Origin of the sequence: Allorhizobium sp. NPDC080224 (assembly GCF_050281005.1) — a bacterium.
GTDB lineage: Bacteria > Pseudomonadota > Alphaproteobacteria > Rhizobiales > Rhizobiaceae > Allorhizobium.
The window spans coordinates 2,903,248-2,924,550 of the sequence record NZ_JBNNWJ010000001.1 but is presented as its reverse complement, the minus strand read 5'-3'; the positions used below and the strand labels follow the sequence as shown (position 1 = coordinate 2,924,550).

Below are 21,303 nucleotides of genomic sequence, written 5' to 3'. Positions count from 1 at the left end.
GAATGAAGGACCGCCATGATCGTCGAAACCGAAGAGGACCTCATTCGTCTCAAGGATATCGGCCGTATCTGTGCGACCGCCGTCAAGACCATGGCGGCGGCGCTCGAGCCGGGGATCACGACGCGCGAACTCGATCTGATCGGCCGCAAGCTTCTCGAAGACAATGGCGCGCAATCGGCACCTGAGCTCTGCTACCAGTTCCCCGGCGCGACCTGCATCTCGGTCAATGAAGAGATCGCCCATGGCATTCCGGGCGACCGGGTGATTAAGGCGGGCGATCTCGTCAATATCGATGTGTCCGCGGAAAAGCTCGGCTATTTCGGCGATACCGGCTCGTCCTTCATCGTGCCGCCGGGGACGACCAAGCAGGAACGGTTGCTGCGCGACGGAAAGCGGGCGCTCTGGGTGGGCTTGAACCAGGTGAAGACCGGCCGTCCGCTCGCCGATATCGGCAATTCGATCGGCGCCTTTGCCAGGAAGAACCGCTATACGCTGATCACCAATCTCGCGAGCCACGGCGTCGGCCGCTCACTGCATGAGGAGCCGACCGAGCTTTCTACCTGGCCGGATCCGGACGAAACAAGGATCATGGAGGAGGGGCTTGTGTTTACCGTCGAGCCGTTTCTCTCGCTCGGCGGCCAATGGGCCGAGGACGGCGACAAGGACGACTGGACGCTCTTCAGCGAGCCGCGCGCGCCGACTGTGCAGTTCGAACACACGATCGTGGTGACGAAGAACGGACCGCTGGTGCTGACGCTCGCCGAGTAAGGCGAGCGCCGTGGCTTCTGGTGTGTCTTAGTCGGCCTTGGAGAAAGCGACGGCGACGCCCTTCTTCTTGAAGTAGGACTGCATGATTTTGCGACCCTGACGGTTCGACTGGGCGAGCTTGGACGGCTCGAACACGGCTTCCTTGACGCCTTCCTTCGCCATGGCGGCCTTGAGGGCTGCAATGTGAAGGTCGATGTCTTCGTTGTCGTTGTTGATCGATGTGTAGATGTTGTCGATGGCCTGCTGCAGGCTGAGATCGCTCATGGGGCACTCCTGAAAAAGCTTTGGCACTTCCCTAGCGGTTTTTGGGCTGGAGGCAAGACAAGCTTGAGACACACGCCTTCCATCCAACCTTACAGACCCTTAATTTTCGCGGGGGTAATTCTGCCACAATTTGGCGATGCCATTGCTGCACGGAACCATCTGCCCTAGGTTCCGGCTGGCTCTACAGGACTTCTCCCACACGAAGGTTTTCCGCGTGTTTCACTCCTTCTTTCCTCAGCCCAAACTGTTCTTCACGTCGGCTGCGCTCTGGACCCTCGTCTGCATCATCGTTTGGTATACGGTCGGACCGCAGATCGGTGCCGCGATCGGTCTTCCGCCGCTTGCAGAGGGGCAGCAGCCGCCGGTCGGTCTCGCCTTCTTCTTCACGCCAGACAATCTCTGGTTCTATCTGTATTTCACCATATTCGTGCTGATTTTTGGGGTCGCCTGGCAGTTGATTGCAAAAGATCATCCCTGGACCAACTGGTCGATCTGGGGCTCGGCCTTCATCATCTTCATCGCTTATTTCAGCGTGCAGATCTCGGTCGCGGTCAACAACTGGCGCGGTCCCTTTTTCGACCTCTTCCAGCAGGCGCTGAACGGCGACGGCACGGTGACGGCCGGCCAGCTCTATGAGTTGCAACTGCGGTTCCTGGAAATCGGCATGGTCGGCGTGACGCTTTCGGTCTTCACCGCCTTCTTCACCAACCACTATGTCTTCCGCTGGCGCAATGCGATGAATGACTTCTACCTGTCGAAGTGGGACAAGCTGCGTCACATCGAGGGTGCCTCGCAGCGTGTCCAGGAAGACACGATGCGTTTTGCCAACATCCTGGAAGGACTGGGCGTTGCCTTGATCAATTCGGTCATGACGCTGGTCGTCTTCCTGCCGATCCTCTTCCGCATGTCGGAGAATGTCAGCGAGTTGCCGATCATTGGCGCGGTGCCGCATGCGCTGTTCTGGCTGGCGATCTTCTGGTCCGCCTTCGGCACCATCCTTCTGATGGTCGCCGGCATCAAGCTGCCGGGCCTGCAGTTCCGAAATCAGCGCGTCGAGGCTGCTTTCCGTAAGGAACTCGTCTATGGCGAGGATAATGCCGAGCGGGCCGAGCCCATCACGATGCGCGAGCTTTTCAGCAATGTCCGCCGCAACTATTTCCGCATGTACTGGCACTACACCTATTTCAATGTCGCCCGTTACACCTATGGCCAGCTTGACGCGATCTTCCTGACCTTCATCCTGATCCCGACGATCGTTGCCGGAAAGATCACCATGGGCCTGTGGCAGCAGATCGCCACCGCCTTCGGCCAGGTGACAGACAGCTTCCAGTATCTGGTCAGCTACTGGTCGACGATCATCGAGCTGCTCTCGATCCACAAGCGCCTGAAGGCCTTCGAAGCCGCCATCGACGGCGAACCGCTGCCGTCGATCGACCAGCGCTACCTTGAGCGCGAGGCAGCAGAGGGTGAGATTGCCGCAGATCGGCCTTACTGAGATAGGGACAAAGGTATCAAACATGAAGGCCGCGCCGGGAAACCGGTGCGGCCTTTGCGTTTGCGATGACGGAGGTTGTCAGCCCAAGCTTGGCGACACCAAGACCGTCGTGGTGGAGCCCGCGGGCAGGGCGGCATAGGCTTCCGGTTGGGTGAACAGTGAAAGCCCAATGGCGACAGCGCCGATGGTGGCGGCTATCACGCAGGCGCAGGCAAGAAGGAACAGGATCTTCATGGATTTCCCCGAGATGTTTACCCTGGCATATCGGGTCTGCCAGCCGGGAAGTAAATGCGTCACGCGATCACATGCCGATCAAGGGGGATATCACATGGCGCCGGGTGCTGCCGCCGGATTGGCCCGGCCCTCCAGCATGTCGAGCGCTTCGGCATAGGTGACGCAGGCGACATCGGGCAGGGGGCAGACTTCCGTGACTAGTCGTTCCATCGCGGTCCAGTAGGCGCCGCCGTTCATTTCGACGAAATGCAGGCCGATCTGAAGGGGAATGCGCTCGCCCTCGTACTGCCGGTCGAAGGCCGACCGGAAGGCCTGGTAGCTGCGCTCGGCGAATTCGTCGGCCTTCGAGGGATGGTCGATGCCGGCGGAATGGCGGATGAAGAGGTTGTAGTCCATGGCGATGATGCGTCGCTCCCTCGGACCTTCCGGAATCAACGGCAGGCCGAAGCGGGCGACGCCTGCTTTTTCGACCGGTAGCGTCGGATCGTGGGTGACGATGCTTGCGTCATACCGGAAGCCGTGTTCGCGCTCGGCCTGAAACAAGCTTTCGGGTGCCGAGAGATAGGGTGCGCGGAAACCTGTGATGTCATTCTCAACGAAGTCCGCCCAACCCTCCGGTTCGCGATCGGCAAAGCCGTTGTCCTTCCAGGCATTCGTCAGAACCCGGTCGAAGGCCTCGAATTCCGTCAGCCAGTCCGCTTTCGTCCAGTCCTTGCCGTCGAAATGGCCGCAGGTATGGCTGGCAATCTCATGGCCTTCGCTGCGGGCCTTCCAGATGTGGTCCAGCCGGTTGCCGACTTCCTCCGGGCTCATGGCAAAGCCGATATTTGAGCGCCCCGCCTTGATGCCCGGGGCCTTGTAGTCGCCGGCACGGGCACGCGGGATCAGCGTGGTGCAGGAGAGGAAATAGGTGAAACGGGCATTGGCTTTCTGGCCGATCTCGCGGCTGCGCGCCCAGAGCCTGTTGTCATGGGCGCCATCGAAGGAGACGAGCAGCAGTTGTTTCGGCCTCTGTTCATCTGCGCCTTTTGCCGCAGGGGAAGGCTCCCCGGCGAGCGCGGTGGTCGCCATTGCGGCGAGGGAAAAGGCAATCAGGCTACGCAACATCAACATTTACCCGGCAATCAAAAGGGTGCGTTGCCTCCCATCCAAATGCGGCGAAGCTTTGAACGCTCTGGAAATTCGATCGCCGGACCAGTAAGGCTTTGGGCAACTCGACCTGAAAGGTTCTGACCCATGACGCTTCTCATCCTTGGCATCATCCTGTTTCTCGCTACCCATCTCATCCGCGTCGTCGCGCCTGGTTTCCGGCTCTCGATGATCGACCGCTTTGGCGAGACGGGTTGGCGGGTGATCAACTCGGTGATGAGCCTGGTATCCCTGATCGTGCTAATCTGGGGCTATGCGACCGCGCCTGTCATCAATCTCTGGTTCCCGCCTGTCGGCATGAACCACCTGACCACGACGCTGATGCTGTTTGCGATGATCTGTCTGGTGGCCGGCTTCCTGCCGGCGGGCCATATCGCCACCAAGACCAAGCACCCGATCGTGCTGTCCATCAAGATCTGGGCCGCCGCTCACCTGCTTGCCAATGGCGACCTGGCGTCCGTCCTCCTGTTCGTCGCACTTCTCGCCTGGGGCGTGGTCCTCAGGATCAACTACAAGCGGCGTGTACGGGCCGGCGATCTGGTGCTCAAGCCCTTCGTTTCGGCCCGCTTCGATGCGATTGCCGTGGTCGGTGGTATCGTCGCTTGGGCCGTCATCACCATGTGGCTGCACAAACTGTTGATCGGTGTGGCACCGCTTGCCATGTGACGGCTTAAGGCTCTTGGCGGTTTTCCCCTTACAAGCGGGCAAAAATCGGCTAGAAGGCCGCTCACGCATGAGAGACTGCATGGAAAGGCCGGCGACGTCCGGGAGTATGAATGGTTGACCAGAACGACAGCTTTATCCGCGAAGTGAACGAGGAGCTTCGCTCCGACCAGGTACGCAATGCCTGGAAGCGCTACAGCCGCTGGATCATCGGTGTCGCCGTCGTCATCGTGCTCGGCACGGCCGGCCATCGTCTCTGGACCCATTGGGATTCGACCCAGGCGTCGGATGCCGGCGACAAGTTCCTGGCGGCGCTTACTCTGGCCGACCAGGGCAAGCGCGACGAGGCGGAAGCCGCACTTCAGGCGCTGGAGCAGGAGGGCTACGGCGCCTATGGCGTGCTCGCCCGTTTCCGTGGCGCCTCGGTTTTGGCCGAAAAGGGCGATCCGGCCGGCGCCATTGCCTCTTTCAAGACGATCGGCGACGATGCCTCGATCCCGGATGCCGTGCGCAATACGGCGAAGATCCGCGCTGCCTGGCTGCTCGTCGATACCGGCACCTACCAGGATGTCTCGGCGCTCGTCGAGTCGATGGCAACGCCGACCAATGCCATGCGCCACGCCGCCCGCGAAGCGCTGGGTCTCGCCGCCTACAAGGCCGGCGACATGGTCCGCGCCCGCGAATGGTTCGAACAGATCAGTGAAGATGCGGAAACCCCGCGCAATGTCGCCAACCGCGCCCAGATGCTGCTCGACAACATCAAGGCGTCGGGCAAGGCGCCGTAACAACGACAAGGCCTGTTAAGGCCGGAAAGCTAGCGTTCCCATGAGTTTCACAGTCGCCATCGTCGGGCGCCCGAATGTCGGTAAGTCCACGCTCTTCAACCGCCTCGTCGGTAAGAAGCTGGCGCTGGTCGACGACACCCCGGGTGTGACCCGCGACCGCCGTCCGGGCGAGGCCAAGCTCGTGGACCTGCGTTTCACCATCATCGATACGGCTGGTCTCGAAGAGGCTGGCGCCGACACGCTCGAAGGCCGCATGCGGGCGCAGACGGAGATGGCAATCGACGAGGCGGATCTGTCGCTCTTCGTGGTCGATGCCAAGTATGGCCTCACGCCCGTAGACCAGACGCTCGCCGAAATGCTGCGCCGCCGCGGCAAGCCCGTCGTGCTGGTCGCCAACAAGTCGGAAGCCAAGGGCTCTGACGGCGGCTTCTACGACGCCTATACGCTCGGCCTCGGCGAACCCGTGCCAATCTCGGCCGAGCATGGCCAAGGCATGATCGATCTGCGCGACGCCATCGTCGAGGCGATCGGCGAGGATCGCGCCTTCCCCGAGCCCGATGACGAGGCGGAAACCGACGTCCTTCTGACCGAGGGCGAGGACGACGAAGAGTTCGAACCCGAATACGACGATACCAAGCCGCTGCGCGTCGCGATCGTCGGCCGTCCGAATGCCGGCAAGTCGACGCTGATCAACCGCTTCCTCGGCGAAGACCGTCTTCTGACCGGGCCTGAGGCCGGCATCACCCGCGATTCGATCTCGGTTGAGTGGGACTGGCGCGGCCGCACCATCAAGATGTTCGACACCGCCGGCATGCGCAAGAAGGCGCGCGTGCAGGAAAAGCTCGAGAAGCTCTCGGTCGCCGACACGCTGCGCGCCGTCCGCTTCGCCGAAACCGTGGTCATCGTTTTCGACGCGACCATTCCGTTCGAAAAGCAGGACATCCAGATCGTCGATTTCGTGCTCCGCGAAGGCCGTGCCGCCGTGCTTGCCTTCAACAAGTGGGATCTCGTCGAAGATCCGCAGGCGGTCCTGGCCGACTTGCGTGAAAAGACCGAGCGGCTTCTGCCGCAGGCCCGCGGCATCCGCGCCGTGCCGATGTCCGGCCAGACCGGCTACGGCCTCGACAAGCTGATGCAGAACATCGTCGACACCGACAAGGTGTGGAACAAGCGTATCTCGACGGCCAAGCTCAATCGCTGGCTGGATAGCGTTACGACCCAGCATCCGCCACCGGCCGTCTCTGGCCGCCGCTTGAAGCTGAAATACATGACGCAGGTCAAGGCTCGCCCGCCGGCCTTCATGATTTCCTGCACGCGTCCCGACGCGCTGCCGGAAAGCTATGTGCGCTATCTGACCAATGGTCTGCGTGCCGATTTCGACATGCCGGGCGTGCCGATACGCATCCACTTCAAGGCGGGCGAAAACCCGTTCGAGGGCCGCAAGCGGCGCCGTTGACCTCCAGCCTCACTCGGTTGCCGGTGCCTGATAGCTGTCCGCGTCCTGCGGGCGGATGCCGAAGCGCTGCCTGAGGCCACGCCTGCGTCGTTGCTCTTTCGCTTCCACGACATTGTCAAAAAACTGCTGTGTGGCCGCTTCCCAGGAATAGGTCTCGGCAAGCCGCCGTGCGGCCTGGGGCGAGGCCTGAAGGGCTGCGATACAGGCGATCTGCAGGTCGTGATCCATGGCGCCGGCGTTTGAGCCGGACGGAATGATATCGACGGGGCCGGTCACGGGATAACCGGCGACGGGGACGCCGGAGGCGAGCGCTTCGAGGATCGTGTTGCCGAAGGTATCGGTCTTCGAGGGGAAGACGAAGACATCGGCCTCGGCATAGGCGCGGGCGAGATCCTCGCCATGTTTCATGCCGGTGAAATGCACATCGGGATAGCGCGCCTGAAGATCGGCGCGGGCAGGACCATCACCCACCACCACTTTGGATCCCGGCAGGTCGAGGTCGAGGAAGGCCGGCAGGTTCTTTTCCACCGCGACGCGCCCGACTGTCATGAAGATCGGACGGGGTAGGCCGAAGGGCTTTTCCGATTTCTCGCGTGGGTAAAACAGGCTCGTATCGATGCCCCGGCTCCAGAGGCTAAGATTGGTGAGCCCTTGTGCTGCCAGTTCCCGTCTCAGGCTTTCGGTCGCCACCATGCAGGCGCCGCCGCGATTGTGGAACCAGCGAACATAGGCATAGAGCCAGGACAGCGGCACCGGCAGACGGGCCGCCACATATTCCGGAAAGCGTGTGTGATAGGTCGTCGAGAAGGCACGCTTGTGTTTAATGCACCAGCGACGGGCCATCAGACCAAGCGGGCCTTCGGTGGCGATGTGAATGTAGTCTGGCTGCTGCTCCTCCAGCATTCGGCCGATGCGGCGCGGCGTGACCAGTGACAGGCGTATCTCCGGATAGGTCGGCATGGGGGCGCTGCGGAAGGGGGCCGGCGTGATCATGGAGACCTCGACGCCCATCGTCTGGAGTTCGCGATTGGTGGTTTCGATTGAGCGGACGACACCATTGACCTGAGGGTGCCAGGCATCGGTCACGATGGTCAGTCTCGGCATGGCGTGTCCGCCCTCATCCGAACGGCCGCCGGAGCGGCGATTCACCCTTCACAAGCTCTCGCCGCCTTATGCGGGTCCAATATTACAGTCTGATGTCAGTCTAAAAAGGGGTGTTTGACATCGGTCTCCGAACCCGATTCCCTAGGCGTGACCTCACGATTCCCGCCATAAGGATCTGCCGATGACAAAGTCACCCGCAAAACCCACCCGTTCCAATGCGGCCGACTGGTGGCGGGGCGCCGTCATCTACCAGGTCTATCCGCGCTCTTTCCAGGATACGGATGGCGACGGGATCGGTGACATCAAGGGCATCATCGCGCGACTGCCCTATATCGCCTCGCTCGGGGTGGATGCGATCTGGCTCTCGCCTTTCTTCATGTCGCCCCAGGCCGACATGGGCTATGACGTGTCGGATTATTGCGACGTCGATCCGATGTTCGGCACGCTTGCCGATTTCGACGCGATGATGGCAGAGGCGAAACGGCTCGGACTGAAGGTGATCATCGACCAGGTGATTTCGCACACGTCAGACCAGCATCCCTGGTTCAAGGAGAGCCGCGCGAGCCGAGAGAATCCGAAGGCCGACTGGTATGTCTGGGCGGCCGCCAAGCCCGATGGTACCGCGCCGAATAACTGGCTCTCGGTCTTCGGTGGCCCCGCCTGGGAGTGGGACGGCGTGCGCAAGCAGTATTACATGCACAACTTCCTCACCTCGCAGCCGGATCTCAACTTTCACAACAAAGCGGTGCAGGATGCCGTGCTCGACTCGGTGAAGTTCTGGCTCGATCGCGGGGTCGACGGCTTCCGGCTCGACACGGTCAATTACTATTTCCACGACAAGGAATTGCGTTACAATCCCCCGCATGTCCCAGACAGCGAGGATGCCGGCCTCGATGCCCCCGACGTCAATCCCTACGGCATGCAGAGCCATCTCTACGACAAGACACAGCCTGAGAACATCGAGTTTCTCAAGCGCTTCCGGGCATTGCTCGACGAGTATCCGGATCGCACCACGGTCGGCGAAGTGGGCGATGGCGCCCGTTCCCTGAAGACGGTCGCGGCTTATACGTCCGGCGGCGACAAGCTGCATATGTGCTACACCTTCGACCTGCTGGGGCCAGACTTCACGCCGAGCCATATCCGCCACTGCGTCGAGAGTTTCCAGAAACAGGTGAAGGATGGCTGGGTCTGCTGGGCCTTTTCCAACCACGACGTCACGCGGCATGTCAGCCGTTTTGTCCAGCAGCCGCAGGAGCGGGAAGCCGTGGCGCGGCTCGCCATATCAGTGCTTTCGGCTCTGCGCGGCTCGATCTGCCTCTATCAGGGCGAGGAGCTTGGCCTGCCCGAGGCAGAACTCGCTTTCGAGGATCTGCGCGATCCCTATGGCATCCGCTTCTGGCCGGCCTTCAAGGGGCGGGACGGGTGCCGTACGCCGATGGTCTGGGAGAAGGCGAAGAAGCAGGCCGGCTTTTCCACGGCCAAGCCCTGGCTTCCGGTGTCGGCGGAGCATCAGGCGCTTTCGGTCGATGTGCAGGAAAAGGATGCGGGCTCGGTGCTAGCTCACTATCGCTCGACGCTTGCCTTCCGCAAAAGCCATCCGGCGCTGATCGACGGGGACATGGAGTTTCTGGCGACCAATGAGGATGTGCTGGCCTTCATCCGCTCCAAGGGTGATGACCGACTGCTCTTCGTCTTCAATCTCCGCCGAGGGCCGCAGGAGATCTCCCTGCCGCAGGGGCACGGCGTGCGCGACGTGTTTCCCATGCCCGGCCTGACCGGCACGGTCGTGGATGGGGAAATCCGCCTCGGACCGCTGGACGGCATTTGTGCGAGGTTGTCGTGACCGGGTCTGCTATTCGTCGAGCAACGAAAGACGATCTTGAGGCCTGGGCGTCCTTACGCCATCAGCTCTGGCCGCACCTGTCGCTCGAAGGGCATAGGGCTGAAATCGTCGACGCGCTGGCACAGCCGAAGAAGCTTGTCACCTTCCTTTGTCTGACTGCGACCGGCAACGCGATCGGGCTTGCGGAGGCGAGTGTGCGGTCGGACTATGTCAATGGCTGCGAGACGTCGCCGGTGGCCTTCCTGGAGGGCATTGTGGTGGACCCGTCTTTCCGTCGGCAGGGCGTGGCCGCCAGCCTCGTCGCGGCCGTCGCGGAGTGGGCAAGGGGCCAGGGCCTGAGCGAACTCGCCTCCGACGCCGAGCTGCATAATACCGTTTCCCATGCCATGCATGCGGCGCTGGGCTTCGAAGAGACCCAGCGGGTCGTCTATTTCCGCAAGCGGTTTTGAGCCTCAGGTCGCGCCTTCGTCGGGGATGTTCAGGATGTGACCGCACGCCTTGCAATGCACTGCGTCGATATCGTGCCGCGAAAGGCCGCATTGAGGGCAGGGGAAGGTCACCTTGTTCGGCCGGACAATCGCCTGCGCCAAACGCACGAAGAGCGAGATGCCAATGATCATGGTGACGATCGAGGTGAGCTTGCCGAAGGTGCCCGGCAGCGTGATGTCGCCGAAACCGGTCGTCGTCACGGTCGCCACGGTAAAGTAGAGAGCATCGACAAAACCGGTGCCGGGATCCTCACGATAGAAGAAGAAGGTGTAGACGAAGCCGCTGACGAGAAGCAGGAAGACGATCAGGTTGACGAAGGCCTTGACCACATCGACGCGCTCCTTGAGCCCCAGCCTGGCGAGCATCAGCCCGAATACCGGCCTCTGGACCACGGCCCATATCCGGGCGACGCGGAGGAAGGCGAAATTGTATAGCCAATAGGGGAAGAGCAGAGTGCACAGTACGAAGATGTCGACCCAGGTCATCGGGCGCATCAGGAAGCGGCGGGTGGACCAGGAGGCGGACCACTGGGCGAGCAGCTCGAGCGCGATCCAGGCGGCAATCATGTAGTCGAGGATCAGGTAGCTCGGACGCTCCCGCAGATAGGGTCCGGCGAGGAAGAAGCCGATGATCGCGAGATCGATCACCATGAGTGCGAATTGGAAACGGATTGCGGCGGTGTCGCGGCCGTAATAGAGCCGGGCGAGGCGCTGGCGGAGGGGCTTGGGGATTTCAGTCGTCGATGCCATGGGCCCTCGTCAGTAATGGTAGCGGCATTGCAGGACGACCAGCGACTGGTCTTCTCCCTTGCCGACAACGGCGTAGGCGATCCTGTGTTCCTGGGTGATGCGGCGGGACCACATGCCTCTAGCACACAGCGATCATCGAGTGATCAGTTTATCGTAATCCGCATGAGAGCCGATCCAGAACCAGATCCAGTCCTCGCCCGACCGGACGGCGAGCGCCCGATGTCCAATGCCGTCCCTCGCCGACCAGACCTTGCCGATCTGCTTGAAGTGCAGTGATGGATGCTGGGGATCGGCCTTCATGCGATCGAAGTTACGGTCGGCGAGTTTGCGAACCGCTTCTGGAAGCGCGTTGTAACAAGCCCAGAACTCCGGTGTGGTGTAGTGGTTCACAACGGCCGCGTTCGCGCCCCCGCGTGAGATGCCAACGCACCCTCGATGAGTTTGTCCAGTTGTCCTGCTGCCGAGTCCTGTTCGATTTCTCGATCCCAGCGCTCTGCGCGCAGTTCTTCCACCGATGCCGCAAAGGTGTCGAACTCCTCAGGCGACAATTCGCGGACCATTTCTACAAGACGTTCGAGACGGGTCATGGCTTCATCCTCGCCTCAAACATAAGGCTTCTCTGGTCCGCTGCCAATCCTCACCCGATCAGGCAGAACTTGTCGACATCCACCATGCCCTTGTCTGAAATCTTCAGATGCGGGATCACCGGTAGAGGCAGGAATGCGACCTGGAGGAAGGGCTCTTCGAGTTGCGTTCCAAGAGCATAGGCGGCTTGTCTCAAGTGATGCAGCGTGTCGCGCACGCTCTCATAGGGCTCGAGGCTCATCAGGCCGGCGACCGGCAGAGGGATCTCGCCGGTCACCTTGCCGTCCTCGACCACGACGAAACCGCCCTTGATTTCGCTCAGACGATTGGCGGCGATCGCCATGTCCTCCTCGGAAACGCCGACCACGCAGATATTATGGCTGTCATGGCCGACGGTCGAGGCGATCGCGCCTTTCTTCAGGCCGAAGCCCTGGACGAAGCCATTGGCGTGGTTGCCGTTCTTGCCGTGGCGCTCGATGACGGCGACCTTAATCACGTCGTTTGCGAGATCGACGGAGGTCTGGTTGCCCGAGGTCGGCAGACGGTAGCGGCGGTGTTCGGTGATGATCTTGCCAGGCATGACACCGATCACGGGCGTTTCGCCTTCGGCTACCGGCACACCGAAATCGGCGGCCTTCACGACCTTGGCCTTGACGCTGTTGAGACCGACGGGAGCAACCGGCTTGCGGCTGGCGAAGAGTTCGTCCGTCACGCGCCGGCCGGCTGCAAACACCATTTCGGCCTTGCAGTTTTCCAGGCTGTCGACGACCACTAGATCGGCCCGCCAGCCGGGTGCGACGAGGCCGCGATCACGCAGACCAAAGGCGCGGGCCGCCGAAATCGAGGCGGCGCGGTAGACGGCGAGCGGCTCGACGCCGTTTCTGATCGCCTCGCGGATCATGTAGTCGAGATGGCCCTGTTCGGCGATGTCTAGCGGGTTTCGGTCGTCGGTGCAGAGCGCAAGGAAGGGCGAAAGCCGCTCTGACAGGATCGGCATCAGCGCATGAAGGTCCTTTGAGACCGATCCTTCGCGCACCAGGATATGCATACCCTTGCGGATCTTCTCCATGGCTTCCGCAGCACTCGTGCATTCATGATCGGTACGGATGCGGGCGGAGAGATAGCCGTTCAGATCCCGGCCTGAAAGCAGCGGCGAATGGCCGTCGATATGACCGTCCTGAAAGGCTTCGAGCTTCGCCATGCAGATCGGATCCATGTGGATCACGCCCGGGAAATTCATGAATTCGGCAAGGCCGATCACCTTCGGATGATGGCGGAAGGGCAACAACCGTTCGATCGGCAGGTCGGCGCCGGAGGTTTCCAGATGCGTCGCCGGCACGCAGGAGGAGAGCTGGACGCGGATGTCCATGATCGTCTGCTCGGCCGAATCGAGGAAGAACTGGATCCCCTCGGTGCCGAGCACATTGGCGATCTCGTGCGGGTCGCAGACGACAGTCGTCACGCCATAGGGCAGCACGCAGCGGTCGAATTCATGCGGGGTGACCAGCGAGCTTTCAATATGAAGATGCGTATCGATGAAACCGGGCACGACGATCTTATCCGTGATGTCGATGACCTCGCGGCCTTCATAGTCCTCGACGGTTCCGACAATCGTCTCGCCTGATATCGCGATGTCGGATGAAACCAGCTCGCCGGTGACCAGATCGAAGAAGCGCCCACCCTTGAGGACGATATCCGCCGGCTCGCGGCCGGTGCCCTGGTCGATACGGCGTTCAAGGTCGGTCATGCGGCGTCTCCGATTCTATTGTTCCCGCCACTGTAGCGACTGGGCTGGGTAGAGGGAAAGGGCCGCAATCTCGATCTGTCGTGCTGCGGCTCAATCCCCCTTCGCCGGAGGCTCTGCCTTAAACCGCGCGTCCACTGGCACGCCCAGCGCCACAGCCAGCGCATTGGTGCGGCTTGCCATGGCGATCACCTGCAGGAGTTCGGCATGCATCTGCGGCGTCATGCCCTTGGCTTTGGCCGAGGCCGTGTGCGAATGAACGCAATAGGCGCAGCCATTGGTGGCCGACACCGCGATGTAGATCAGTTCCTTGACCAGCGGGTCGAGGGCGCCGGGTGCCATCACGGTCTGCAGTCGGTCCCAGACGGACTTCAGCTCGTCCGGATCATGGGCGAGCGCCCGCCAGAAGTTATTGACGTAATCGGTGCCGCGTTTTGCGCGGATGTCATCGAAGACGGCGAGCGCTTCCGCGCTCGCCTGCTCGTCGCTGAGGAGAGGGAGGACCGCCATGTGGTCGTCCTCAAACCAGCGCCAGGACGCGGGCCGGCCCACCGGTGCCGCCCTTGTGCTTCGGGGCGCCGACCATGATCGTCGCTCCGGTGACCGGCAGCTCCTCCAAATTGTTCAGGCATTCGATGCCGTAGCGCCCGCCCGGCAGCCAGCTGTTGTGCACGGCGAAGTCTGCCGAATTGCCGGGATCAAGTGACAGCGTATCGACGCCGATTGCGGCTACGTCGAATGTCGCCAACAGGTCGGTTGCCGACTTGGCAAAGCCCGGGAAGGCGAACTTGCCTTCACCGTCGTTGCGAAAGGACGGGTCCGTCACCTTCTTCGCCCAGCCGGAGCGGAGCGCCATGACCGCCCCTCTCGGGATCTCGCCATTGGCGCTGATCCAGGCTTCGACGTCGGTTGCCTCGACCATCGCATTGGCGTCTTCTTTGGCCCGGTCGGTGATGTCGATGATGGCGAGCGGGGCGACCAGCTGTTGCGGTTCGATCTGGTCGACGCTCTTGCCGTCGGCGCTGAAATGGAAGGGCGCGTCGATATGGGTGCCTGTGTGTTCGAAGATCGTCAGCTTGTGCAGCTGATAGCCGTTGCCTTCAAATTCCACCGCCCATTCATATTCGATGCCGGGAATGCCGTCGAAGGTCGGAAAGGTGCCGTCATAGGCATGGGTGAGGTCCACCACCTTGCTCGGGCTCTGCTGCGCCAGCACCGGCTTTGCAATCCCGCCGGTGGCGGCCGCTGCGCCTGCAAAGGCCATGCCTTTGAACAGGGAGCGCCTCGACAACATGTTCTGCTTCACAGTCTCGATCACGCAATGATTGCACATAGGCCTGCCCTCTCCACGGTTGTTGACCGGTGGAGAGTATCCGAAGCATGGCAACGGGCAAGAGGTGTCTCGGGCGCTAGTCCGTAAGCCCCGTCAGCGGAATTTCCCGAAGCGGGTTGCCGCCGTCGATGAAAAGGCGTGCCTGCGAAGTCAGCGCTGCCCGGAGGCGCCGAAGCGCCATCCTGCCGGCCTCCGGGTGGCGACCATCGAGCGCACCCACCCGGACCGCGACCGCAAGATCATAGGGAGCTTCGTTCTCGGCGAGCTGGAAGCCCTCGGCCTCTGCCTCTCGAAAGGCGAGGGCAGTCGGATAGGCGGCGTGCTGGATCTTAGCCCTGGCGACCGCGATCGCTTTCGCGGACCGGTCGATGCCAAGCACAAAGACTTCGCCTTGCATGCGCTCGACGATGAGCCTGGCGAGAACGCCAGGTCCACAGCCGATTTCCAGCACGCGCATCCCGGGCGACAGGGGGAGCGCGTCGGCGATCTCCATCAGTCGTCTTGACGACGCCTGGGCCACCACGCTCCTCCTTCGTTAGCCGCTGATTTCGACCGTAAAGCCGAAGCGCATCACATTCCCCGCCGGCAGTGCCACCGTATAGGGCCGTTCGACCAGTTCTGCGGTCCCGCCCGCATGGGCCGCCATGCCGTGCCAGGGCTCGACGCAGAGGAATGGGGCGCCGGGCTTTTGCCAGAGTGCGATATTGGGCAGGTTCTCGAAGGTGAAACGCATCGAGGGCCCGTTTTCTGCGGCATAGGTCAGCCCCGTGCCTGCATCTTCGGGAAAGACCAGGGCATCATTGGCAAAGAGCGCGTGGTTCAGATCGAGCCTGCCGGCCGTGAAGGGGGAGGGCAGGCGCTTGCCGATCAGGCCGGCTTCGAGTTGCACCACGGCAGGTTCGGCGCGATTGTCGAGCTGAACATGATGCGGCTTGCCCTCGGCGCCAGGCATGGGCCAGAGAAAGGCCGGGTGAAAACCGAGGCCGAAGGGCAATAGCCCGTCGCCGGTGTTCTCGACCGTCGCGCTCACCGACAGGCTGCGTCCGTCGAGGCGGTGCTCCAGCGTCAGGCGAAAATCGAAGGGATAGACCTCGCGCGTCTCGTCGCTCGAGACGAGTTCATGGCGGCAGGCCGTCGCCGTTTGCTCGACAATTGCAAATTCGCGGCGGCGAGCGATGCCGTGTTGCGCCATGGGATAGGTCTTGCCATTGATTGCCAGCCGGTCGTCCGGCGCCTTGCCGACGATCGGGAAGAGGATGGGAGACCGCCCCGTCCACCAGGCACCATCGCCGTCCCACAGGAAATTCCGGCCATCCGCGGTCTTCAGGGACTGCATCTCTGCGCCAAGCGTCGAGACCTCGACGGCAAGTTCCTCGTTTGCGATGCGAATCGTATGGGGCATTGATGGTCCTCGTCTGTTTGGCCGCACCCTAAAGGGATTGGCGGCAAAGTGCGACGCGGATATGTCGAGTACCCTATCTCGAACCCTGCAGGGCAGGTTTGGCTGGGCAACCTTTCGAGAAACAACCCGTCTCAGACGATCACGACGCGCTCGCCGAACGGGGTGTTTTCATCGAAATTCTGGGTGCCGATGCGCTCGCTCTCGCCGGAGAGGCGTTTCTCTTCGACATCACCGCCGTCTTCCGCCGGTGAATCGTGAGCGATCTTCTCTTCTGCATCCCGCTGTTGTCGTTCTTCGAGGTCGTGATTGATCTTCGACTGGCGCGCAGCGACCCAGGCGTTTTGCGCGTCGGAACCGAGGTTGAGGGTTTGGCCGGATTCTGTCTGCAGAGAGGCGGCGCTTGGAGATGTCCGGCTAATGCGTTCGACCATGATCGTCTCCTCACGAGACTGGGCCCGAAACACCGCCATGACCTCCTGTCATGGACCAGGCGAGAGCGGGCCGTTGGGAACCATCGATCGAACCTCGTCGCCGTCATGCGAAGGGGGGCGATCGTGCGGCTTTCACGCTTCAAGATAGAGCAAGGGCCCTCGGTATTCAACGTGTGGCCGTCAGCCCTTGGTCTTCGCCACGACGGCCTCGACCGGAAGGCCCCGATCTCGCCAGGCGGAAAAGCCGCCTTCCAGATGGCAGACATTTTCTAGCCCCATCTCGAGTGCTGTCTTCGTTGCCAGCGCCGAGCGCCAGCCGCTGGCGCAGTAGAAGAGGAAGAGCTTTTCCTCGGCAAAGACGGATTTGTGGTAGGGGCTCTCCGGGTCGATCCAGAATTCCAGCATGCCGCGCGGGCAGGAGAAGGCCCCCGGGATCGTGCCTTCCCGTTCGCGTTCGCGCGGGTCGCGCAGATCGACGAAGACGACGTTGCTCGCCGAATGCAGACGCGCTGCCTCCGCCCCATCCACCGCCTCGACCAGCGCCTCGGCCTCCGCCAGCAAGTCCTTGTAGCCCTTCTTCATGTCGATCCTCCCGACCTCAGTCCGCAATTTGCGATGTTTCGCTATCCTACCTCTGTCGCAGCGTCTGTCACGAACTGCCTTGCCGAAAGACGGCTTGCCGCATTGTCGTCGGTGTCGAAAGCGCCTAGCCTGTCTCACATGGACACCATACCCGCCGGCGGCCCAATCATCCTCTTCGATGCCGAATGCATCCTGTGTTCGGCCAATGCGCAATTCGTGCTTTCACACGATGGCAAGAAGCGGTTTCGTCTGGCTTCGATGCAGGGCGAGGTGGGCTCGGCGCTCTACCGCCGCTTCGGCATCGATCCTGGCAATCCTGACAGCATCATCGTGGTCGATGGCGAGCATATGCTGCGTGACAGCGATGCCGTGTTGTCGATCTATGCCGGCCTCGGCTGGCCATGGAAGGTCCTGTCGGTCTTTCGGCTCATCCCCCGCTTCATCCGCGACCCGCTCTACCTCTTGATCGCGCGCAATCGCTACCGGCTCTTCGGCAAACGCGACAGCTGCTGGCTGCCGTCGGCGGAGTATCGCGACCGATTGCTGTGATGCTATCGACTCCACGCGAAACTTTCCTCGTCCGCCGCCGTTGAGGGCTTCATGAAACATGCAATCGTTACAGGTGGTGCCGGCCTCATCGGCGCAGAAGTTTGCACCGCCCTCCAGACCGCCGGTTACGAGGTGGCCTCTTTCGATCTGAAGCAGGCTCCGGCCGGCATCCGTTCGGTTATCTGTGATGTCTCGGATGAGGCGGCCGTTGCGGCTGCTTTCGCCGAGCTCGGCTGGACAAGTCTCGATCTGCTCGTCAATAATTCCGGCATTGCCAGTCCCGATTGGGGCCCGATCAGCAGTCTCTCGCTCCACGACTGGCGCAAGGTCACTGACAGCCACCTGACAGCCGCTTTTCTGACGACACGTGCTGCTGTGCCCCTGATGGGTGAGGGGGCATCCATCGTCAACATGCTGTCGACGCGTGCCTTCATGTCGGAAAAGAATACGGAAGCCTATGCCGCCTCGAAAGGTGGTCTCTTCGGGCTCACACATGCTCTCGCGCTCAGTCTTGGCCCGAAGATCAGGGTGAATGGTATTGCGCCTGGCTGGATCTCGGGAGAGCGCGATTTGCGGTCGGAAGACCACGCCCAGCACCCCGCCGGCCGTGTCGGTCGGCCGGAAGATGTCTCGAAGGCCGTGCTTTATCTCGCCGATGCCGGCTTCATGACCGGAGCAGTGCTAACGCTTGATGGCGGCATGACGCGGAAGATGATCTACGAGGAGTGAGGCGCGCCAACGGGGGCGTGACTTGTGCCTCCGGCCGCGATGCGCTTCACTTGCCCCGGCGCCATGCGTCGCATCGGTGCATGCGGAATGCGCTGGTGGAAGAACGAGGCGGGGAGCAAAGCATTGCGGGCATCAGCGGCACGACCACAACTGACAATCATCGCCGTCATTCTCAGTCTTTGGGCCGCCTATGCAGCAGGGGCATTTCTTGCTCCGCTGTCGCTTGCGATCTTCATTCTTGCCTTCGCTTGGCCCGTGCAGCAGCGGTTGTCTTCCGTCATGCCGGCACCGCTTGCCATCACCTTGACGCTGATCGGCATTGTCGCCGTGATCATCGGCCTCAGTTCTTCGACGATCTGGGCCTTCAACACCATCTGGCGACTGATCAGCGATAACGCCACCTACTACCAGGAACTCTATCGGAATGCGGCCGCCTGGCTCGAGGAGAACGGTATCGGCATTGCTGGCATCTGGGCAGATACGGTCAGTGTGCCCTGGTTGCTGCGGCTTGCGCAGCAAGCCGTGACGCGCATGGCGCAGACGATGACCTTCTGGCTGGTGGTGCTGGCCTATGTCATGGTCGGCCTTATCGAGATTTCGCGGGCGCGGCGCGTCGTCGAACGGCTGCCGCACGGGCAGGTTTCCGCCCATATTTTGACTGCGTGCCGTGAGACAGCCCGTCGGTGGCGGATCTATATCGCCGTACGCACCTTGATCAGTCTGATGACCGGGATCCTGATCGCAATCTTCTTGATGATCTCCGGGGTGCCCTATGCGCTGGAGTGGGGCGTCATGGGGTTCGTGCTCAACTTCATCCCGTTCATCGGACCCTTGATCGCGACCATCGTGCCGAGCCTCTTCGTGCTGGCGCAGTTCCTCGATCCGAGCTTCGCGATTTTCGTCTTCTTCAGCCTCATGGTGCTGCAATTCCTGTTCGGGAATTATATCGAGCCCTGGATTTCAGGCGATGCCCTGTCCATGTCGCCGTTCGTGGTCCTGATATCGATCTTCCTCTGGACCTTCCTCTGGGGGGCGTATGGCACGTTCATCGGTGTGCCGATCGCCATTGCTGTCGCAACATTCGCTGCGCCTTCGCGCTCCATGGGTTGGATCAGTCAGCTGATGGGCGGGCCACCTGCGCAGGTGGAAATCGCCGATCCACAGCCTCAGACATCCGCCGAGTGACTGCAGGCGGAAGTTGGCTGCCGCCAATTTTGATCCAACAAAAAAGGCGACCCTCGCGGGCCGCCTTTTCAGTGTCTCGGAACACGTCCGCTTATTCGGCAGCAACCGTCTTGCCGGCTTCCCACTTGTAGACGGCGAAGCTCTGCGAGGTCAGGTCGCCGGTTTCGCCATAGGTTAGCTTGCCGATGGCGGTCGGGATTTCCGAGCCGTCCTTGAGGGCTGCGGCCACGGCTTCCGCGTCGTCGGTGCTGCCGGCCTTTGCGATGCCGGCGGCGATGACTTCGACGGCGGCATAGGTGTTCAGCGTGAAGGCTTCTGCCGGGATGTTCTTGGCGGCAAGCGCGTCAACCGCGGCCTTGCTGTCGTCCGACTTCAACGCGTCGGCGGCATTGGTGAAGATCGTGCCTTCGGCAGCGTCGCCGCCGATGGTGACGAATTCGTTGTTCGACAGGCCGTCACCGGCGATCAGCTGGGCAGAAAGACCGGCATCCTTCATCTGGCGGACCATCAGGCCGGCCTCCGGGTGGTAGCCGCCGAAATAGATGACCTCGACGCCTTCAGCCTTCAGGCGGGTGATGAGGGCGCCGAAATCCTTTTCGCCTGCTGTCAGCGAATCCTTAAAGACTTCGGTGACGCCGCCGGCGTTCAGGGCCGCCTGAAAGGCATCGGCGAGACCCTTGCCGTACTGGCCCTTGTCATCGAGGATGGCGATCTTCTTGTCCTTGTAGGCACCGAGAACGAGCTTGGCGGCGACATCCGCCTGCTGGTCGTCACGGCCGCAGGTGCGCAGCACCGTGGTCAGGCCACGAGCAGTAAGGTCAGGGGCGGTCGCGGTCGGGGTGACCATGAGCACACCGTTTTCGGCAAGAACGCTGGACGCAGGGACGGCGACACCCGAGGTGACCGGGCCGACAACGAAACGCACGCCTTCGCCGACGAGCTGGTTTGCGGCGGAGACGCCCTGCTTCGGTTCGCCGGCATCGTCAGCGATCTTCAGGCTGACCTGTTCGCCGTTGATGCCGCCCTTCTTGTTGATTTCCTCGACGGCGGTTTCAGCGCCGTTCTTGATCTGCGCGCCGACGGCGGCGAGCGGGCCGGTCAGCGGCGCCATCAGGCCGAGTACGATTTCGGCGCGGGCAACGGGGGCGCTGGCGATCAGTGCTGCAAGGGCCGCGCTGGCGAGAAGTTGAAATTTCATGTCCTGCTCCTTGGGTCGGCGCGACCGATCTCTGTCGGTTTTCGCGTCATTCGGGTTCTTTTGTTGCTCCCCATGATCGCTTTAGACAAAAACGACGAGTAGCAAAAGAGCCGATGCCGCGGTGCGTGATCACGCCACAGCTTTGTCAGGGCAGGAATCGGCCTGGTGGGTGCAGACCCGTGTTCAAACAGTCAGGATACGGCCAGCAACGCCGTCTTCGGCTTCGAAGCCGGCTTTTGCGGCTGCTGCATCCTGTTCGCGGCGCAGCGCGAGCTCCGCCATGGCGATCTGCTGAAGCTCGAAGAGATCATTGCTGATCTGAGCCCGGCGTGCGGCAAGGCGAGCTTCGTCGGCGCGCGCTGCGGCGATCGCCTCGGGTTCCGGGGTTGCCCGTGTGGGGGACGTTGCGAGGGAAAGGTCTTTACCGAACATGCGCTTGAAGAGGTCGACCACGGATTTCCTCCAGGGACCAGATCCGCTTGCGGCTTTCGCGACGTGATGTCGGTGATGACGATTGCGGATGTGCTGAACTCGTCGCCCGAGCCTTTCGCGATCATCTGCGCCAG

General features: G+C 61.9%; 27 protein-coding genes. 10 read left to right on the top strand and 17 right to left on the bottom strand.

The window, feature by feature from the left end; translation table 11 throughout:
- The first annotated feature begins 15 nt into the window (after positions 1–15).
- Complete coding sequence (map, locus tag ACQKP1_RS14420) at positions 16–768, top strand: type I methionyl aminopeptidase (protein WP_427275776.1); 753 nt, start codon at positions 16–18, stop codon at positions 766–768.
- A gap of 27 nt (positions 769–795) precedes the next feature.
- On the opposite strand, the gene ACQKP1_RS14415 is transcribed toward map, so the two are convergent.
- Positions 796–1,032, bottom strand: a complete 237-nt coding sequence (locus ACQKP1_RS14415) for a hypothetical protein (protein WP_203017094.1) — start codon at positions 1,030–1,032, stop codon at positions 796–798.
- 214 nt (positions 1,033–1,246) lie between these two features.
- On the opposite strand from ACQKP1_RS14415, the gene sbmA reads away from it, so the two are divergent.
- Complete coding sequence (gene sbmA / locus ACQKP1_RS14410; RefSeq protein WP_427275775.1) at positions 1,247–2,527, top strand: peptide antibiotic transporter SbmA; 1,281 nt, start codon at positions 1,247–1,249, stop codon at positions 2,525–2,527.
- A gap of 78 nt (positions 2,528–2,605) precedes the next feature.
- On the opposite strand, the gene ACQKP1_RS14405 is transcribed toward sbmA, so the two are convergent.
- A complete protein-coding gene (locus tag ACQKP1_RS14405; protein ID WP_427275774.1) occupies positions 2,606–2,761 on the bottom strand; it encodes a hypothetical protein in 156 nt (51 codons plus the stop codon).
- Positions 2,762–2,851: 90 nt separating this feature from the next.
- Positions 2,852–3,868, bottom strand: coding sequence for a polysaccharide deacetylase (locus ACQKP1_RS14400; protein WP_427275773.1), 1,017 nt, complete (start codon positions 3,866–3,868; stop codon positions 2,852–2,854).
- A 129-nt stretch (positions 3,869–3,997) separates the two neighbouring features.
- Here ACQKP1_RS14400 and ACQKP1_RS14395 point away from each other — a divergent pair, with 129 nt between their 5' ends.
- The 3 genes from ACQKP1_RS14395 (at position 3,998) to der (ending at position 6,814) form a co-directional block, all read left to right on the top strand.
- Positions 3,998–4,576: an NnrU family protein gene (locus ACQKP1_RS14395; protein ID WP_427275772.1), complete on the top strand. Its 579-nt coding sequence runs from the start codon at positions 3,998–4,000 to the stop codon at positions 4,574–4,576.
- Between the two features lie 110 nt (positions 4,577–4,686).
- On the top strand, positions 4,687–5,358 hold the full coding sequence (locus tag ACQKP1_RS14390; RefSeq protein WP_006725728.1) for a tetratricopeptide repeat protein: 672 nt from the start codon (positions 4,687–4,689) through the stop codon (positions 5,356–5,358).
- A 40-nt stretch (positions 5,359–5,398) separates the two neighbouring features.
- Positions 5,399–6,814 (top strand): ribosome biogenesis GTPase Der, encoded by a 1,416-nt coding sequence (gene der, locus ACQKP1_RS14385; RefSeq protein WP_427275771.1) that lies wholly within the window; start codon positions 5,399–5,401, stop codon positions 6,812–6,814.
- A 9-nt stretch (positions 6,815–6,823) separates the two neighbouring features.
- Here der and ACQKP1_RS14380 read toward each other — a convergent pair whose 3' ends face one another.
- A complete protein-coding gene (locus ACQKP1_RS14380; protein ID WP_427275770.1) occupies positions 6,824–7,918 on the bottom strand; it encodes a glycosyltransferase family 4 protein in 1,095 nt (364 codons plus the stop codon).
- 181 nt (positions 7,919–8,099) lie between these two features.
- Between ACQKP1_RS14380 and ACQKP1_RS14375 the strand changes: the two genes are divergently transcribed.
- Positions 8,100–9,761, top strand: coding sequence for an alpha-glucosidase family protein (locus ACQKP1_RS14375; protein WP_427275769.1), 1,662 nt, complete (start codon positions 8,100–8,102; stop codon positions 9,759–9,761).
- Positions 9,758–10,210: an aminoglycoside 6'-N-acetyltransferase gene (gene aac(6') / locus ACQKP1_RS14370; protein WP_427275768.1), complete on the top strand. Its 453-nt coding sequence runs from the start codon at positions 9,758–9,760 to the stop codon at positions 10,208–10,210. The genes ACQKP1_RS14375 and aac(6') overlap by 4 nt, the downstream gene beginning before the upstream one ends.
- Before the next feature lie 3 nt (positions 10,211–10,213).
- Here the strand turns inward: aac(6') and ACQKP1_RS14365 are convergent, their stop codons facing one another.
- The 11 genes from ACQKP1_RS14365 to ACQKP1_RS14315 all read right to left on the bottom strand — a co-directional run bounded on the left by ACQKP1_RS14365 (position 10,214) and on the right by ACQKP1_RS14315 (position 17,076).
- On the bottom strand, positions 10,214–10,999 hold the full coding sequence (locus ACQKP1_RS14365) for a potassium channel family protein (protein WP_427275767.1): 786 nt from the start codon (positions 10,997–10,999) through the stop codon (positions 10,214–10,216).
- Between the two features lie 9 nt (positions 11,000–11,008).
- Positions 11,009–11,113, bottom strand: coding sequence for a type II toxin-antitoxin system YoeB family toxin (locus tag ACQKP1_RS14360; RefSeq protein WP_427275766.1), 105 nt, complete (start codon positions 11,111–11,113; stop codon positions 11,009–11,011).
- Between the two features lie 18 nt (positions 11,114–11,131).
- Positions 11,132–11,389, bottom strand: coding sequence for a hypothetical protein (locus tag ACQKP1_RS14355; RefSeq protein WP_427275765.1), 258 nt, complete (start codon positions 11,387–11,389; stop codon positions 11,132–11,134).
- Complete coding sequence (locus ACQKP1_RS14350; RefSeq protein ID WP_427275764.1) at positions 11,386–11,586, bottom strand: hypothetical protein; 201 nt, start codon at positions 11,584–11,586, stop codon at positions 11,386–11,388. Before ACQKP1_RS14350 ends, ACQKP1_RS14355 begins: the two co-directional genes overlap by 4 nt.
- Before the next feature lie 50 nt (positions 11,587–11,636).
- Positions 11,637–13,331, bottom strand: coding sequence for an adenine deaminase (gene ade, locus ACQKP1_RS14345; protein WP_427275763.1), 1,695 nt, complete (start codon positions 13,329–13,331; stop codon positions 11,637–11,639).
- A gap of 90 nt (positions 13,332–13,421) precedes the next feature.
- Positions 13,422–13,838, bottom strand: a complete 417-nt coding sequence (locus ACQKP1_RS14340) for a carboxymuconolactone decarboxylase family protein (RefSeq protein WP_427275762.1) — start codon at positions 13,836–13,838, stop codon at positions 13,422–13,424.
- Positions 13,839–13,848: 10 nt separating this feature from the next.
- Positions 13,849–14,661, bottom strand: coding sequence for a cyclase family protein (locus ACQKP1_RS14335; protein ID WP_427275761.1), 813 nt, complete (start codon positions 14,659–14,661; stop codon positions 13,849–13,851).
- A gap of 76 nt (positions 14,662–14,737) precedes the next feature.
- On the bottom strand, positions 14,738–15,181 hold the full coding sequence (locus ACQKP1_RS14330) for an SAM-dependent methyltransferase (RefSeq protein ID WP_203017066.1): 444 nt from the start codon (positions 15,179–15,181) through the stop codon (positions 14,738–14,740).
- A gap of 15 nt (positions 15,182–15,196) precedes the next feature.
- Entirely contained in the window at positions 15,197–16,063 is an 867-nt protein-coding gene (locus ACQKP1_RS14325; RefSeq protein WP_427275760.1) for an aldose 1-epimerase family protein, read from the bottom strand.
- A gap of 131 nt (positions 16,064–16,194) precedes the next feature.
- Positions 16,195–16,494, bottom strand: coding sequence for a hypothetical protein (locus ACQKP1_RS14320; RefSeq protein WP_427275759.1), 300 nt, complete (start codon positions 16,492–16,494; stop codon positions 16,195–16,197).
- A gap of 180 nt (positions 16,495–16,674) precedes the next feature.
- Positions 16,675–17,076 (bottom strand): rhodanese-like domain-containing protein, encoded by a 402-nt coding sequence (locus tag ACQKP1_RS14315; RefSeq protein ID WP_427275758.1) that lies wholly within the window; start codon positions 17,074–17,076, stop codon positions 16,675–16,677.
- 138 nt (positions 17,077–17,214) lie between these two features.
- Here ACQKP1_RS14315 and ACQKP1_RS14310 point away from each other — a divergent pair, with 138 nt between their 5' ends.
- From ACQKP1_RS14310 to ACQKP1_RS14300, 3 genes are all read left to right on the top strand, one after another.
- Positions 17,215–17,625: a thiol-disulfide oxidoreductase DCC family protein gene (locus ACQKP1_RS14310; RefSeq protein ID WP_203017061.1), complete on the top strand. Its 411-nt coding sequence runs from the start codon at positions 17,215–17,217 to the stop codon at positions 17,623–17,625.
- A 51-nt stretch (positions 17,626–17,676) separates the two neighbouring features.
- Entirely contained in the window at positions 17,677–18,354 is a 678-nt protein-coding gene (locus tag ACQKP1_RS14305; RefSeq protein WP_427275757.1) for an SDR family NAD(P)-dependent oxidoreductase, read from the top strand.
- 87 nt (positions 18,355–18,441) lie between these two features.
- Positions 18,442–19,539, top strand: coding sequence for an AI-2E family transporter (locus ACQKP1_RS14300; protein WP_427275756.1), 1,098 nt, complete (start codon positions 18,442–18,444; stop codon positions 19,537–19,539).
- 91 nt (positions 19,540–19,630) lie between these two features.
- Here ACQKP1_RS14300 and ACQKP1_RS14295 read toward each other — a convergent pair whose 3' ends face one another.
- Positions 19,631–20,737 (bottom strand): branched-chain amino acid ABC transporter substrate-binding protein, encoded by a 1,107-nt coding sequence (locus tag ACQKP1_RS14295; RefSeq protein ID WP_427275755.1) that lies wholly within the window; start codon positions 20,735–20,737, stop codon positions 19,631–19,633.
- Between the two features lie 183 nt (positions 20,738–20,920).
- A complete protein-coding gene (locus ACQKP1_RS14290; protein ID WP_427275754.1) occupies positions 20,921–21,190 on the bottom strand; it encodes a hypothetical protein in 270 nt (89 codons plus the stop codon).
- Positions 21,191–21,303: the final 113 nt, after the last annotated feature.